15 protein-coding genes are annotated in these 15,384 nt (G+C 53.6%); 7 read left to right on the top strand and 8 right to left on the bottom strand.

Annotated features, from left to right (window positions below; translation table 11 throughout):
• Positions 1–26 precede the first annotated feature (26 nt).
• The 5 genes from IPH75_04005 to IPH75_03985 form a co-directional block, all read right to left on the bottom strand.
• Positions 27–2,798, bottom strand: coding sequence for a thrombospondin type 3 repeat-containing protein (locus IPH75_04005; GenBank protein ID MBK7141228.1), 2,772 nt, complete (start codon positions 2,796–2,798; stop codon positions 27–29).
• A gap of 82 nt (positions 2,799–2,880) precedes the next feature.
• The gene (locus tag IPH75_04000; GenBank protein ID MBK7141227.1) at positions 2,881–3,891 is read right to left on the bottom strand and encodes a GGDEF domain-containing protein; all 1,011 of its coding nucleotides are present in this window, start codon (positions 3,889–3,891) and stop codon (positions 2,881–2,883) included.
• Positions 3,812–4,723, bottom strand: coding sequence for a tyrosine recombinase XerD (locus tag IPH75_03995; GenBank protein ID MBK7141226.1), 912 nt, complete (start codon positions 4,721–4,723; stop codon positions 3,812–3,814). Before IPH75_03995 ends, IPH75_04000 begins: the two co-directional genes overlap by 80 nt.
• A gap of 4 nt (positions 4,724–4,727) precedes the next feature.
• Positions 4,728–5,438, bottom strand: a complete 711-nt coding sequence (locus tag IPH75_03990; protein ID MBK7141225.1) for a ComF family protein — start codon at positions 5,436–5,438, stop codon at positions 4,728–4,730.
• Positions 5,439–5,502: 64 nt separating this feature from the next.
• The gene (locus IPH75_03985; protein MBK7141224.1) at positions 5,503–6,207 is read right to left on the bottom strand and encodes a zinc-ribbon domain-containing protein; all 705 of its coding nucleotides are present in this window, start codon (positions 6,205–6,207) and stop codon (positions 5,503–5,505) included.
• 162 nt (positions 6,208–6,369) lie between these two features.
• Here IPH75_03985 and IPH75_03980 point away from each other — a divergent pair, with 162 nt between their 5' ends.
• Positions 6,370–8,076 carry a M28 family peptidase gene (locus tag IPH75_03980; protein MBK7141223.1) on the top strand — a complete coding sequence of 569 codons (1,707 nt, stop codon included), beginning with the start codon at positions 6,370–6,372 and terminating at the stop codon, positions 8,074–8,076.
• Positions 8,077–8,145: 69 nt separating this feature from the next.
• On the opposite strand, the gene IPH75_03975 is transcribed toward IPH75_03980, so the two are convergent.
• The gene (locus IPH75_03975; protein ID MBK7141222.1) at positions 8,146–9,120 is read right to left on the bottom strand and encodes a DUF1028 domain-containing protein; all 975 of its coding nucleotides are present in this window, start codon (positions 9,118–9,120) and stop codon (positions 8,146–8,148) included.
• Positions 9,121–9,252: 132 nt separating this feature from the next.
• On the opposite strand from IPH75_03975, the gene IPH75_03970 reads away from it, so the two are divergent.
• The 5 genes from IPH75_03970 to IPH75_03950 all read left to right on the top strand — a co-directional run bounded on the left by IPH75_03970 (position 9,253) and on the right by IPH75_03950 (position 12,614).
• Positions 9,253–9,810 carry an RNA polymerase sigma factor gene (locus IPH75_03970; GenBank protein ID MBK7141221.1) on the top strand — a complete coding sequence of 186 codons (558 nt, stop codon included), beginning with the start codon at positions 9,253–9,255 and terminating at the stop codon, positions 9,808–9,810.
• Positions 9,803–10,246 carry a hypothetical protein gene (locus IPH75_03965; GenBank protein MBK7141220.1) on the top strand — a complete coding sequence of 148 codons (444 nt, stop codon included), beginning with the start codon at positions 9,803–9,805 and terminating at the stop codon, positions 10,244–10,246. The genes IPH75_03970 and IPH75_03965 overlap by 8 nt, the downstream gene beginning before the upstream one ends.
• Positions 10,243–10,566: a YbjQ family protein gene (locus IPH75_03960; GenBank protein ID MBK7141219.1), complete on the top strand. Its 324-nt coding sequence runs from the start codon at positions 10,243–10,245 to the stop codon at positions 10,564–10,566. Before IPH75_03965 ends, IPH75_03960 begins: the two co-directional genes overlap by 4 nt.
• A 45-nt stretch (positions 10,567–10,611) precedes the next feature.
• Positions 10,612–10,866, top strand: a complete 255-nt coding sequence (locus tag IPH75_03955; GenBank protein ID MBK7141218.1) for a hypothetical protein — start codon at positions 10,612–10,614, stop codon at positions 10,864–10,866.
• 125 nt (positions 10,867–10,991) lie between these two features.
• Positions 10,992–12,614 carry an LTA synthase family protein gene (locus IPH75_03950; protein MBK7141217.1) on the top strand — a complete coding sequence of 541 codons (1,623 nt, stop codon included), beginning with the start codon at positions 10,992–10,994 and terminating at the stop codon, positions 12,612–12,614.
• Between the two features lie 46 nt (positions 12,615–12,660).
• On the opposite strand, the gene IPH75_03945 is transcribed toward IPH75_03950, so the two are convergent.
• Both IPH75_03945 and IPH75_03940 read right to left on the bottom strand, forming a co-directional pair.
• The gene (locus IPH75_03945) at positions 12,661–13,515 is read right to left on the bottom strand and encodes an aromatic amino acid lyase (GenBank protein MBK7141216.1); all 855 of its coding nucleotides are present in this window, start codon (positions 13,513–13,515) and stop codon (positions 12,661–12,663) included.
• Entirely contained in the window at positions 13,505–14,191 is a 687-nt protein-coding gene (locus IPH75_03940) for an aromatic amino acid lyase (GenBank protein ID MBK7141215.1), read from the bottom strand. The genes IPH75_03945 and IPH75_03940 overlap by 11 nt, the downstream gene beginning before the upstream one ends.
• Positions 14,192–14,452: 261 nt before the next feature.
• Here IPH75_03940 and IPH75_03935 point away from each other — a divergent pair, with 261 nt between their 5' ends.
• Positions 14,453–15,298: a WYL domain-containing protein gene (locus IPH75_03935; protein ID MBK7141214.1), complete on the top strand. Its 846-nt coding sequence runs from the start codon at positions 14,453–14,455 to the stop codon at positions 15,296–15,298.
• The last annotated feature ends 86 nt before the right edge of the window (positions 15,299–15,384 follow it).

The raw sequence follows: 15,384 nt of genomic DNA, 5'->3' as shown, positions 1-15,384 counted from the left end.
AAACACTTTGAAATTCACTATTCCAGTTAGGGACAATTGCGGAGTTGAACACCGGTCCCGGTCATGTAGCCGATCAAGAAGGAGAGATCAGACAAGTCTATAGTCCCCTGTGGGTCTGCCGTCAAATTGGCTTCATCAGCACATGGCAGCTCGACCCCCTGCCCAGTCATGTACCCGATAAGCAGGGAAAGGTCGGTCAGGTCAATTCGCTCATCACCGTCGTTACTCAGATTCCCAACCATATCGCGGCAACATGAACACCCTCGTATCACGTGGTCGAAGAGCCAGCGTCGTGCCTTGTGTACATTCTGCCTGAGACTGTCAATGGTCCCTCGGCGCACCGTGGAATGAACCAGATAGTAGCTGACCGTATCACCCGGGCCCAAACTGGAAGTCGTATCGAACCGAAATACCGTGATATAACCGTCAGATTGAGTGCTGCCGCTTCGGTAACCTGGAATAAGCATATTACTGAATAATTTGCGACCTTCAAAGTCAGTGGTCCCGAACGCAGAGAATGGGTGCATTCCTTTAGAGAATTCGCAGGTGTCATTGCGGTGCATGCCAAGGTAAGCGGTTCCACCGAATCGTTCAGCGAATGGATAACAGGTACTGATGGTGTCGAGACCACCGCCGCGCGAGTATGCAAGTTGAAGCAGAGTATCGTGCCCATTTACTCGATCGGTCATATATTCAGAGGGTACTTGCCACTTGGTAGCACTGCCCAGCAAGAGCCCGTTCAGGGTCTTCCCGCCGTACGAGTAAAACTTGATCTCCTGTATGACGAAGTTGTTGGTGTCTTGGTCCTTGGGAGCCCACCAGGAGGATTCCATACAAGCGGTGGAGTCCCTGACTACCACAGTACCCGACTGATAGTGGTCCCAGTCCACGGTAGTTTGTGTACCGACTGTCGGATTTCCCCCTTCGAGTTTCCGACCCTGAAAGCCCAGAACTATCATCGGATCCGTTCCCTTTAAATACCCTACCACAGGGCTGGTATAACCCAAGTAAACACTGTACCCGTAGAACCAGCCCACTTCCTCACACCCGCCATGATGCGCGTAATCGAGATTCACTCCACCGCTGTTGTGATTCAGCCCTCCTTCGGCCATGTTACTGACATGCAATCCAGTGAGCGACGTCTTCACACTGTCCAGCGTCTCAGGACCAAATTCGCACACGTCGCCAATACCATCGCCATCCAGGTCACCCTGTTCTGGATTGGGGATTGTCGAGCAGTTGTCAATATCATTGCACACCCCGTCATGGTCGGGGTCATTCTTTTCGTCGAATGGACAGACATCGCAGGAATCTCCCATCCCATCACCATCTGTGTCTTCCTGATCGGGATTTGCCGCCATCAGGCAAATATCGCATGAGTCGCCAACACCGTCAAAGTCCTGATCCTCTTGTGCGATATTCTTGGTCCAGGGACAGTTGTCGATATCGCCGCAGATACTGTCATGATCGTAGTCGTTTACCGGGTCGTTGGGACAGACATCGCAGATATCCCCAAATCGATCATGATCTGCATTACTTTGATCGGTATTGAATATCTGCGGGCAATTGTCACACAGATCGCCGAAATCATCACCATCGGTATCCAGTTGATCAACATTGGCCCGGGTAGGACAGTTGTCGCAACTATTGCCGATCCCGTCGAGATCGGAATCCGAATGAAATGTGTCAGCGACCTGGGAACAGAGATCGCATGCATCGCCAAATTGGTCTCCATCCGAATCAGACTGGTCCGGATTTGGGGTCAGTGCGCAATTGTCTATTCCGCTGAGGACCGCATCGGAATCGGGATCGGGACCGCTGTACACACCGTAGGCACAGCGAAAATCGAGCACGTTGCCGCATCGCTGATCGATCACCATTATCCCGTCGATCCCCCATTCTGTTCCCCACGAATTTCTCACATACCAGACCGGTATGGGGTTGTCTTTGGCAGGCCCCTCGACCGTGACCGGATCATAGTCATCGTCCCACCCGTAAATGACTACCATATGATTGGGGAAAACCCATTGGGACGGACAGTAATTGTAGACACCGGAATCATAGCCAAAAAACTGCGCGTTGGCCATTGCCAGACAGGTAACTGCGCCATATTGCATAATTGCCGCTTTAACCTGATCCGGAGTGGCAAATAGCCCGGGACTTCCCGATACCCATCCCCAACTTGTCAGCCAGTGCTTTCGAGGCAGTTGCCATTTGCACTCTCCCTCGCCAATGACATACGGGTAATCCACTTCTTCGAGTGCGCCTGTCCTTCCACAGAAGTCACGAACATCAGTGAAATACTGAAATGACTCCGCCCCGCCGATACAGGTGTTTTCCGTACAATCCAGTAGGTGTTGCTCAGACAGATCAATGGTCGATTGGAGCGTAGAGTCATACTTGATCATCGCCCCTTCGACGGCGCCGACTGTCGCAAAGGCCCAACAGGACCCGCATCCCAATTGATCGCGAATCGGTGGCATTATGCTGACATATCGCAGAGGCAATGCACTCGGAACGACCACGGGCGCAGTCAGCGGAGCTTGGATCTCAGAATCAGGGAAGATGAATCCGGTCAATTGGCTTACCGGGCGGCGGGTCGCGCTATTCTCCCCAACCGTAAATGTCCACCCCTCACGCTCAGCCCGCTGTTGTAGAAGTTTGATCTCTTCGGATGATACAGATGGAGTCTGTGTGTCGTCGGAATAACTGGAGACAGGAAGGAACAGACTGAGAAGCAGCCCAGCCAAAGCCAATGCACAGGAGATAGGAACCTTGGGCGAGAATAGCACTGACATTTCCCCGAGTAGTGCGAAATTGTTAACTCAATATCAACAAAATCGCCCTTCTTGTCAATGAAAAAGGAAATACCGGAGGGTATTAGTACTTCTGTCTGCGTTCGACCAAGTAATTGGAGCCGGAGAGCTGTTTCGTCGCCTTTTTCAGGTCAGCAAGCATCTTGGATAGCTCACCCAAGTGGTGGAATTGCCCCTGAGTATTGATAATCACTGCGATCGAAATGGTCAGCAATGGATAGTCCTCCGTCTGCCCTTTCCGATTCAGGGTAGTGATGAATCCGCGCTCCCGGTCAACCAACTCATAGCGGTACGGGATGACTGAATCAAACGTCTTTATGATCCATTGGCAGGCGGTGTCGACCAGGTCATTGGGAATGATAAAGACGAAATCATCGCCGGCGATATGCCCGACAAATCCCTCGCGGCAGATATCGAAGATGACATCGCGAAGGATCCTGGCTGTCAGCTTCACCACTTTGTCGCCGTTGTGATATCCGTAATAGTCATTGTAGGCTTTGAAATTATCCAGGTCGGCATAACAAAGCGCGAAGGTGGTCCGCATATCCAGATGGTGCCGAATCTCGCGCTCAATGATTGCTGTCCCCGGCAACTGGGTCGACGGATTCACCGCGATATCTCGACGGCTGCGCTCGATCACTCGGCGGATGCGAACCTCGACCAGCCGGTCGATCCACTCGCCATGAATGAATTCTTCGGCTCCGTTTTCAAAAGCTGCCACCACGGAGTTGACCTCGGGATCGGGATGAAACAGGATCACCGGCACGATCGAAAGGAAGACGTTCTGTTTGATGGAGTGAACGAGCTGGACCTCTTCGTAGAAATCTCCCTTGCCGCCGATCATGATAGCCGAAAGCGGGAAATGGCGCGAGATCTCAGTCAGTGTTTCAAAATGGCTGAAATAATGGAACGAGACCTGACTACCGCGAAAAAATTGCTGGAGATGGAAGTCGAGGCTGAGTCCGGTCTGCCGGACAGCGAAATGATAGACCGGCTTACTTTTTGGCTCCCGAATTTCGGGGACCAGCCAGTTCTCGAGGGTGATATTTTCTATGTTCGGCGATAATGTAGTCACGGTCCAGCCTGGTATATATCTCTGTCGTAGATATATCGGCATGTCCGAGCATTTCTTGTACTACTCGCAGATCTGCCCCTCCCTCAATCAGATGTGTCGCAAAGGAATGGCGAAAAGTATGGGGGGTAACCTGCTTGCCAAGTCCGGCCTTCCGGACCATCTGCTTGATGATCTTCCAGAGCCCGACCCGGGAACATGGCTTCCCTAACTTACTTAGAACGATTACCCGGGGGCGACTTACCGCCTTGCCGGTTTCGGAAGCCTCAAGATAGGACAAAAGGGCGACCCTGGCGTATTCCCCCAACGGCACCAGCCGTTGCTTATTCCCCTTCCCCATCACCCGAACAAAACCGGCCTCAAACTCAACATCCTCGATCTTCAGGTTTTGGAGCTCTGATAGTCGTAGCCCGCTCCCATACAACATTTCGATAATGACGCGGTCGCGCTTTCCGGACTCTGTCGAAATATCGATCGCGTTGATTATCGACTCTATCTCACGAGGGGAAAGATAATCGGGATGATAGCGCGCGATCTTTGGCGCGCTGTATACCTGGGCGGGGTTCTCCGCCACCATATTCCTCTCCTTGAGATATTCGAAGAATTGCTTTAGGCTTGAGATCTTCCGAGCCAGAGTAGCCGGACGTGACCCCTTGGCATTCAGCTTGCCGAAATATCCGGTGATGATCGAAGCAGAGATCGCTCTCGGGTCAGTCGCGTTGGTCTCTTTGCGGAATCCGAGAAGATCCCTCCGGTAGGCCATCAGAGTATTGGCCGAGACTCCCCGTTCAAGACGAAGATGTTGCAGGAAATCATTGACGGCGATCTCAAACATACGCTCAGAGTCCGTGCGCTAAAGAGATACAGCCGGGGACGTCAAAGCCGGCCTCGATCAGGATCCGGCGCGCTTCGGCAACCGTGGCTCCGGAAGTCACGACGTCATCGACCAAAATCACCCGTTCGCCGGGATCAGCATCAGCCATCGCCTCAAATACGCCATGGACATTGGCCGGCCGTTCGTGTTCAGAAAGTCTGGCCTGCTCGCGACGACGTTTCTTCCGCACGAGGAAATCGGATGCAACTGGAAGATTGAGTCTCTCCCCCAGCTTGTCGGCCAGGATCTCCGCCTGATTATAGCCGCGGATCAACTGACGCATCGGATACAGAGGTATCGGGACCAGCCAGGTCGGCTCGAGCGAGAATATCCGTTCGGAGAACTGTTCGCAGATCCCTTCAACCGCAAAATCAGCGGCACCGGTCAAGGAGCGGAACTTAAAGCTGATGACGATCTCTTTCAGCGGATCAACGTAGTTGCCGTACGGGAAAAGCAGCCAGGAATCGCTCTTACAGTCCGGGCAGTCTGGACGGTCAAACAACTGGCGTTTGCAGGTCAGACAGAATGGTTCGGTGTAGCGGTCGATCCCGGAAAAACATCGGTCGCAAACCTGGATGGTGGAATCGGTCTGTTCCCCGCACCCGAGACAAAGTGTCGGAAATGCAAACTCGAGCAACGGCCCGACCAATGGATGATCTACAAGACGGGAGGACATACCGAAAAGTAAGCAAAGATACTCTCGGTATACAAATCAAAAACGAGCGGAGATGAGAACCTTATCAGCCGCCAAGCTCTTTCAGGAAATCGCGGGCCGCCTGGGATGCCGGACCGTTAGGCTCATATTCAAGGTAGCGGTTAAAATAGATCTTGGCCGAGTCGCTGTTGCCGACATCGTGATGCACGATTCCCATGTTGAAATTGGCGACACCATGACGGGGCAACGTCTTGAGCACTTTCCCAAACTCTTCAAGAGAGCGCTGCGGGAGTCCCATACCGTGCAACACCGCGCCGTAGTCGACCCGGACATTTGGATCGGATGAGTCGATTGCCAGTGCCCGTCGATAGATCTCCGCCGCGATGGCGAAATTCTGGGTATTGCGGGTTTGGCTCCCCATGTCATGATAGTGATAAGCGGTCTGAATAAGCGAATTGTAGTCTTTCGGCAGGGAATCCAGCATCGCCATGGAGAGGTTTTCTTCGGCGTGCGGATCAATATTCTGCATTGGCTGTTGAGCCGCTTGTTGCTGAGGTTGTGGTGATGGCGGTTCCGGGCGATCAACGATCAGGAAATAGCCGACGGCAACGATCGCAAGGACGCCGACCACAATGATCAGGTCGCGCATGCCACTCTTGGGGGCGGTTGATTTGCCGCCGGGCTTGGCAGACTTGTTGGCCGAGGCAGAGACCGGGGTCCCACATTCGGAACAGAATTTCGCGTCTCCCGTCGATTTGGCGCCACACTGCGGACAAAATCTATCTGACATACTGCTAAATTCCCTTTCTCTTAACTTGGCCCGCAATATAGGAATGGGACATCCGAAAGCAATCTAATTTGGACCTTATCCGTTCAAAAAGCGGCTGACAACCAGGCCTCGCAGACCTATATTCAGACCACGAATTTCGGCCAAACAAGGAAAGGTTGGTTCATGAACGGCTCGCGCATTCTGTTGCTGTTGGCAGTTTTAGCCTCCGTCTCGCTGGTGGCTGCCCCCACACCATACGACATCACCCCCACCTCGATTCAGGCGCATATAGAAGTGCTGGCATCCGATTCTCTGGAAGGACGCGAAGTCGGCGAGCCGGGTGAGTGGAAAGCGGCACAGTACATCGCCGCCCAGTTCAAGGCGGCGGGACTGGAACCAAAGGGGACCGATGGATACCTCCAGCCATTTGAGTTCGTCAAAGAGATCAGCCAAGGACCAAAAAACAGACTGAGCCTCAACAAAGCCCGCCTGACCATTAACGAGGAGTGGGTCCCGCTCCCACAGTCCGCTAATATGACATTCGCTTTTGGCGAACCCGTTCCTGTTGGATACGGAATTGTCACTGAAGACAGTTCCTACAATGATTACGCTGGGCTGAATGTCGAAGGAAAAGCGGTCGTCATCAAACGCTTCGCTCCACCCGACTCTATAAACCCGCACGTCGATTTCAGCAAGTACAGCAGTCTGTACGACAAGATCCAGACAGCCATCAATCGCAAGGCGGCCGCGATCGTGTTCATCACGCCGGAGGGCGAAGATGATTCCCTTCGCTCCATGGGCCTCACTCATGTGACTCCAAAAGATATCCCGATCGTCCTACTTCGGCACAAAGCTATGGAGAAGATGGAAGAGCCACTGAACAACCCGCTCCTTGTCGCCCTCAGCGGTGAAGTTGAGCTGATCCCGGTCAAAGATACCGGCTACAATGTCCTGGGTTACTTACCAGCCAAAAGCGATACCACAGTCGTGATCGGTGCGCATTACGACCATCTGGGTTGGGGGAATTCCGCCTCGCGCTATACCGAGAAAGAGAAAAAGATTCACTACGGCGCTGATGACAACGCATCGGGTACCGCTGGACTTCTGGAGCTTGCCAAATACTTTGCGTCGCGTCAGGATCAGTTACATCACTCCATGCTTTTCTCCGCGTACTCTGGTGAAGAAGCCGGGATTCTTGGTTCATCGTATTACGCACAAAACGCGACAGTCGAGCTGACCAAAACGCGCATGATGCTCAATATGGATATGATCGGGCGATTGAAAGACCAGGAATCCGGTTTGGCTGTTTTTGGGACTGGTACAAGCGTTGAATTTGCCGCCTACTTTAGAGAGATGACTCGTGAGGGTCTCAAGATGGCCTTCCGCGAACCGGGAACAGGGCCTTCCGATCACACGGCATTCTACAACAACAGTATCCCGGTCCTGCATTTCTTTACCGGCGCGCATGTCGATTATCATAAACCGAGCGACACGCCGGATAAAATTGACTATGAAGGGATATTCAAGGTAGTCTCATTCGTTTCGGACATCGCCTGGCATTTCGACTCACTCAACGCGCCTCTGACTTTCCAGAAAACCAAGGATCCGGATGAAGGGAAACAGCGGGCGGCTTTTAAGGTGACGCTAGGGATCATGCCTGACTACATCGCCCAGGTAAAGGGGGTGAAAGTCGATGGTGTCTCCCCTGACCGCCCCGCCGAACGAGCCGGTATACTCAAAGGGGATGTGATCATCAAGCTTGGGCATTTGACGATCGATGATATGTCCGCCTATATGAATGCGCTGGGGAAATTCAGCAAAGGGGACAGCACGACGGTGATAGTTGAACGTGGAACAGACACGCTCAGTCTGCCGATCGTCTTCAAGTAGCCGATCAGTCGCTACCAGATCAGTAAGCGCGCCTTTGGTTAGAACCACGGCGCGCTTGTTTTTGTCTGGCTACTGCTTCAGAATCAACTCAATGGTCGTCGGGTCGTCCTTGAGCAATCCTGGCTTCACCAGTCGCGGGATCAACTCGCGCCAGGCGCTGTCCGCCTTAAAGACCAGTTTGAAGATTGGGAGCGCCTTCTCGATACGTCCGTTCTCAACCAGGGTCACCGCTTCCCAATAGAGTATTTCGTTATTCCCCGGAGCGAGTTTAGCCGCCTCGGCATACTCGACCTCGGCTTCATCGATCTTCCCCTCTGTCACCAGTTCATCCCCCCGGTCGACCCGTCGATAGGCACGGTTGAGATCGAGCAGTCGTCGAAGCTCCTTCAGCGGTTCGGGGCTGTCATCAACACGAAGATCGATCAGCCGGTCACGCCAGATCTGTCCGGTCGGTTTGCCGCTGACTACCAAAATCGCCGCCGACTGCATTCCTCGAATATCCCCTCCCTCGCGTTGGGCGGCCTCCAGCGCCGCCATCATCCGGTCAGCCAATGAGCCGCTGGTCTCTTCAAATGCGCGTGCCATCGCATCCCAGACAGTCGCCTTGAGCATTAGATTCGCCTGACAGGAGTAACCCTTGCCCACATGATGGCCAGCAGCGTCTATACATTTAGGGCCGGTGTAAGTCGCAACTCGTCCGAACCGGTCGATCATCGCGACCTGGCGAGATTGATTGGTGGAATCCGACGCCAGAAGACCCTCCAGCGCCTTGGTGGCAGGTTTCCCATTCCGCATCAGTGCCAGCCCGAGTGGGCCGTAGGAGAAATCGACGAATGACTGCGTGGCCACCACTCCAACACCGGGTTCAGCCCAGATAACATCGGCAACCCTGAAATAGTGTGATTGGACGGCGGCGCCAAACTCGCCGGTGGCGGAATCCCAGGCGACAATTGAGTAGGTGGAGACGAGCGGATTATCTCTTGCCACAGCCGGCTCAACGACTACCACCGTAAGGGCGACTATCAGGAGAGCTTGCAGTTTCATGGCTATCCCCTTAGATTACATATGGTTGTTCTTGTGTTCCGATTTTCAACCGATTTAATGAACTCTTAATTCGAAAAACTCGTAGCATCGATTGAATAACATCGTTAACTGCGAGTATTCGAGGTAAACAGCATGGAACGTGTTGATAACGACACAACTTTGGTTATGAGCATCAAATCTGGTGACAAGAAAGCGCTGGCCGCATTGGTCGAAAAGCATAAAAAGATGGCTTTTCGAACTGCGCTCGGTATGGTTGGCAACCGGGAGGATGCGTACGACATTTCGCAGGAAGCCTTTCTGCGGGTTTATCGCTCCGCCGATACGTACGACCAAAAGCAGCCGTTTCTTCCCTGGTTCCATGCGATCATCGCTAACCTGAGCAAGACCTGGCTGAAACGTCGGCAGGTCGCCGCCAAGCGGTCACTGCCGCTTGAGGAGACCGACTTTTTGATCTCTGATGCTGCGACGCCGGAGGACCAGTTAATCGAGGCGGAGACGATCCAGAGACTTCGCGCCGCGCTGATGCAACTTGATTTTGATGATCGGGAGATCATCACGCTGCAGCATTTTCGCGGGATGTCCTATGATGAGATCGCCTCAACTCTTGGGATACCCCGCGGAACAGTCATGTCCCGCCTCTACTATGCCAGAAAAAAACTGGCAAACCTGATGAGGCAGACCGATGGATGAACGCTGGAACAAACTCCTGGCGGGGTACCTCGATGATGAACTCGACCCGAGTGAACGCCGGGAATTCGAAAATGAGCTGCAGCGCAACCCGGAGCTCCGGGCGGAGCTTGAGCAGTTCAGAAAGTTGAAAAAGGTGACCGACTCCGTGCGCTATGCAGACCTTCCGGATGCCGTCTGGGAGACCTACTGGTCATCCCTCTACCATAAGCTGGAACGAGGGATCGGTTGGATCCTCTTCTCAGTTAGTGCGGTCCTCCTGGCCAGTTATGGGATAATTCAGATGCTGGGGACTCTCTACTCCGACTCCCGTATCTCGTGGATCGTCAAGATCGGCGTGACTGGTCTGTTGATCGGCCTGATCGTGCTGACCATCTCGGTCATTCGCGAACGGATCTTTGCTTATAAGAACGACCGCTACCGGGAGGTAATTAAGTGATAGTGGTAACCACGAATGAAATCCCGGGGAAACGGGTAGTCAAAGTTCTGGGTCTGGCCAAGGGGAATACTGTCAGGGCGCGGCACGTAGGTCAAGATATACTCGCCTTCCTGAAAAATATGATAGGCGGTGAGGTGAGCAATTACACCAAGTTGCTGGCCGAATCGCGCGAGCAGGCGCTTGATCGCATGGTGGCTGATGCCGAAGCATTGGGCGCGAACGGCATAATCATGGCCCGATTTCAAACTTCCATGATCATGGCCGGCACCGCCGAGTTGCTGGCTTACGGCACGGCGGTCATTCTCGAAGACGAACGTTAGAATTCTTCTACTTGCATTTCGCCTGAGGAGCCGTTATTTCCGGCTATGAATGTAACGGCTCCTCGCGACGCACTTTTCTCCCCTCCCCGCTCGATCGCCATGCTGGCGCTGGTTTACCTGTTCGGGATAGCGCTTTTTTTCCTCTATCGCGTGGCGATGGTGCTGATCTTTAACGACCGCTCCAATCATCCCGCCATCGAAGAACTGGCGCAGGCGTTCTTGATCGGATTCCGATTTGATACGGTTATCGTGCTCTTTGCATTGCTGCTTCCTGCGGTCACTCTCCCTGGCTTGACTTAGGGCTGAAGCTGGTCAGGAGAATCGTCCACTGGTATCTGACAACTTCGTTCTCCTTCTTTCTGTTTCTTCTGCTTGCCGACATTCGCTACTACTCAAACTTCGATTCTCATCTCAATTTCCAGGCGTTGCAGTACGTAGCGACAGGTGGGAAAACGACCTGGCATGTGACCGTCACCGATCCACTCTTCTGGCCATCAATTGCAGCCTGGATGATCCTCTCCGTTGCGATCTACATCGTGATCGGTCTGATCCTCCGAAAGACAGAATCACTGCCGAACAGGCGCGGTTGGATCAGACAGATCATCTGGTTTGTTGTAGCCTTTGCATTGGTTTTCCTGGGTATCCGTGGCCGCACCGGCATATCGCCGATCGACTGGGGCGTTGCCTACATCAGCGATAATCCATTCGTCAACCAACTCGGTCTCAATGGCGTTTATACGTTCGCCAAGGCGTTTAATGAAGAGGGGCACGATCCGCGACTGGTCTATACACCGGAGCGGTTTCGCTTCCCCTTCATTCCGACAGAGGATGCTCTGGACACAGTTCAGACGATGCTGGCAATGCCGAACGAACGATGGCTGGAACCGGAATCGTCGCTGCTGAGAGAAACAATCGTTCCGGAGCGATTCGGATTCAAGCCGAATGTGTTCATTGTCCTGATGGAGAGTTGGACCGGACGGTACACAGGTGCGCTGGGGTCTGATCTCGGGCTGACTCCGCGTTTCGACAGCCTGGCGGCCGATGGCATACTGTTTGATCAGTTTTATGCGACCGGCTCTCGCACCAACTACGGACTGGCCGGCACACTCTGCAGTTTTCCTTCCCTGCCCGGTCGCTCGATCCTCGACCGGTATCAAGCGGCTCATCCCTTTGTTTCACTGCCGAAAATTTTGGAGCGACGTGGTTACAGCACCATGTTTGCCTACGGCGGGGATCTGGTCTTCGATAATATGCAGGGGTTCTTTAAGACGCAGGGGGTTCAGCGGTTCATGGGGGAAACTGATATCGGGAAAGAGAACATCTTTGCCAAATGGGGAGTCCCTGACCATGTCGTATTCGACCGGATGGTCCATGTCCTGGACACGATGCCGCGCCCCTTTCACGTCACACTGCTGACCCTTTCCAATCACGAACCATTTGATCTGCCGGATTCCTCGGTGCAGATCTACTTCGACGATTCCGAAGAATCGCGTGTCCGGAATTCCCATCGCTACGCCGATTGGGCGCTGGGGAGATTTATCGATTCGATGGCCGCGCTTCCGATATTTGATTCTACCATCTTCGTATTTCTCAGCGACCACAACAAATTGGTTCCGGCTATTCCAACTCCACATCCGCTCCAGTTCCGGGTTCCTTGTCTTATCTATGCACCGTCGCTGATAGGAACAGAAGGTCAGCGGATCTCAGTTGTCGGCGGTCAGGTTGACGTGATTCCGACAGTCATGGGGCTGCTCGGAGGAGAATACACCCATGCCAGTTGGGGTCGAGACCTGCTCAGGCTGCCCGAAACTGAACCGGGGTTTGTATCCGTGAATATTCTGAATAAGTGCGGATTTGTGGAAGGAGACCGGTATTTCACTTCATGGGTAGGATTGCCGCCGTCGTTTTATCGCACCAGCGACCTGCACAGTCTGATCAACTATGCTGTTGATATCCGAAAGGATGATCCCGAGGGATTCGCCCGACTGCTACGCAGGATGCAGATCTACCTGCAGTTGGCGGATCAACTTTCAACCCCGCAGAAATAACAAAGGCGCTCTTCCGAGAGCGCCTTTGAACAAATCACCATTCAGATCAGAGTTTCACTTCGCCGACCGCAGCCTCAACAGCCGCAATGATCGAACCATCGCGGACCATCTCGGTCACGATCTCGATATCCGGATAGAGCGGGCGGTCATCGATCAATTTGCTCAGTTTAGCACGGATCACCTTGAAGGCGGCCTCGGTCCCCTTGCCTGCCTTGAGCGGACGGCGGAAATCAAGCGCCTGAGCGGCAGACATCATCTGAATTCCAATACAGATCTCGGTATTGCGGATGCACTCGGTCAGCTTCATCGCCGTCACCGAGCCCATGCAGACATGGTCTTCCTGATCGGCCGAAACTGAAACGTTGTCAACCACTGCCGGATGAGCAAACATCTTGTTTTCAGAGATCAGTGCGGCCTGAGAGTACTGTGCCACCATCAGACCGGAGTTGAGTCCTTTCCCTTCGACCAGGAAGTCCGGCAGACCGGAGAGAACCGGGTTCATCATCCGGTTGGTGTGGCGTTCGGCCAAATCGGCAAATTCAGCGATTGCAATAGCGAGGAAATCCTGCGCCATCGCCACCGGCTGGCCATGGAAATTCCCGGCCGCCAAATACTCATCTTCTGCGGCAAAAAACAGCGGGTTGTCGCTGACGCCATTTATCTCATCGAGATGCTCTCTGGTGCAATAGGCCAATGCATCAATCGAGGGACCCAGTATTTGAGGAATGCAGCGGAGTGAATATGCATCCTGTACTTTGCCTACATTCCCCGGAATAGTTTCGGAGCCGGCAATAAGGCGGCGCACATTTTCGGCGACCACTTGTTGTCCGCGATGATTGCGGATCTTATGCACGCGGGCATCAAAACAACCCACCGACGAGCTGACGACATCAACCGTCATGGCCGCGGCAATGATCGCGTTTTTGGCGACCTATGGCATCGTAGATAGCCAGCACGCCGACTCCGGTGAATGCCTGCGTACCATTGATAATACCGAGACCTTCTTTGAAGCTGAGCACGACCGGGGCGATCCCTGCGGCCTTCATCGCTTCACCACCGGGCATCATCTTCCCTTTGTAGAATGCCCGTCCCTCGCCCATGACTACTTCTGCGATCATAGAGAGCGGCGACAGGTCGCCCGAGGTACCAAGCGAACCTTTCTGATAAACAACCGGGTGTACGCCCTTGTTGAGCATCGCAACCAGTGTTTCGACGATCAACGGACGGACGCCTGAATACCCTTTGGAAAGGCAGTTGACGCGAAGCAGCATGGCGGCGCGAACATCTTCTTCCGGAATGATCTTGCCGACTGCGGCGGCATGTGAATAGACAATGCGCTTCTGCAGTTCCATCCCCTGCTCGGGGGAGATCTGAATGCGGGCGAATTCGCCGATACCGGTAGTGACGCCGTAGACGGCCAGTCCGGCGGCGACTTTCTTTTCAATGACCTTACGGCTTGCTTCGATCGCTTTGAACGCTTCGGGGGCGACTTTAACGACCGCACCGAGACGGCTAACTTCGTGCACCTGATCGATCGTCAGGTCGGCACCATTTATGACAACTTCTTTGGCAGCCATGAGCTACTCCCTATCCGAATGTTAATTGTTGGCGAAAAGTGAATGCAGGCGTGGTGGCCACGCGAGAACCCGGAAGGCTATTCGTCCTGGAGACCTGACCCGGCCAGGGCATTGTAGTAGAAGGCGTAAGAGAGCACCGCTTTGGTGTGGGCGGCGGGAAGTCGACAATCCGACTGCATGAGTTTCATACCATAACCTCCGGATGTAAGATACAGGGTAAAAAGTGTTTGTCAACGGTTGCGCGCTGGGTATACTAAAGCGATGTCCACCCCTGCGTTACACCAGAAGCTGATCGGCGACCGATCGCTTGTCGCTTTCGATACCGAAACTACCGGCCTTTGGGCGGTTTCGGATCGACTTGTCGAGATCGGCGCAGTCAAGTTCAGGCTGGGTGAAAACCCAACCGCAACCTTCCAGGAATTGATCAACCCCGAGCGAGAAATCCCACCCGACGCGATCGCGGTCCACCATATTAACAACAGCATGGTGCTGAATGCCCCCAAGGCGGCCGAGGTTCTTGGACGCTTTGTCGAGTTTATTGGCGATGCCGTACTCGTCGCGCACAATGCGCCGTTTGATATTTCATTTGTTGGAGTGGAGCTGGACCGTGCGCGCCTGACGATCCCGGACAATCCGGTGCTTGATACTGTCGACATCTTCCATCGGCTATTCCCCGGGGCGCCGTCATATTCGCTCCTGTCATTGATCTCAGCGTTCAAAATCGCGCAAAATCAGGAACATCGGGCGTTATCCGATGCCCTTCATGTGCGCTCGCTGATGGAAGAAGCCGCAGTCAGATTGGCTGATCTCCCCGATCCTGTCGCAGTTTATCAGACATTCGGTCGCCATTCGCTGCAGGAATGGCGAGCCAAAGAGATAGACCTGCCGGCAGAGTTCACCGATCTGACAATCGCGATCGAACAGAAGCTGGCGATTGAAATACTGTATGCGACAGAGAATGGTATCCCCCAGAAACGAATTATCCATCCCAAACAGATACAAGCCAAGCGGTCGCTCTATTACATTATCGCCTATTGCCAGACCGCCCAAGCAGAACGGACATTCCGGCTTGACCGGATCCAGAGTTTCCAACTGATCGACAGCTAACGCATTCCTTACCCTTCACACGCTCGAATTTTCTTGGCAAAATAGTCGTTCGCCGGTATAATACGTAGACGCAATTAGTCCACAAC

Source organism: bacterium (genome assembly GCA_016708025.1).
Lineage (GTDB): Bacteria > Zixibacteria > MSB-5A5 > GN15 > FEB-12 > FEB-12.
Note: the sequence above shows the minus strand (reverse complement) of the source record. Positions and strands in the feature narration are given on the sequence as shown.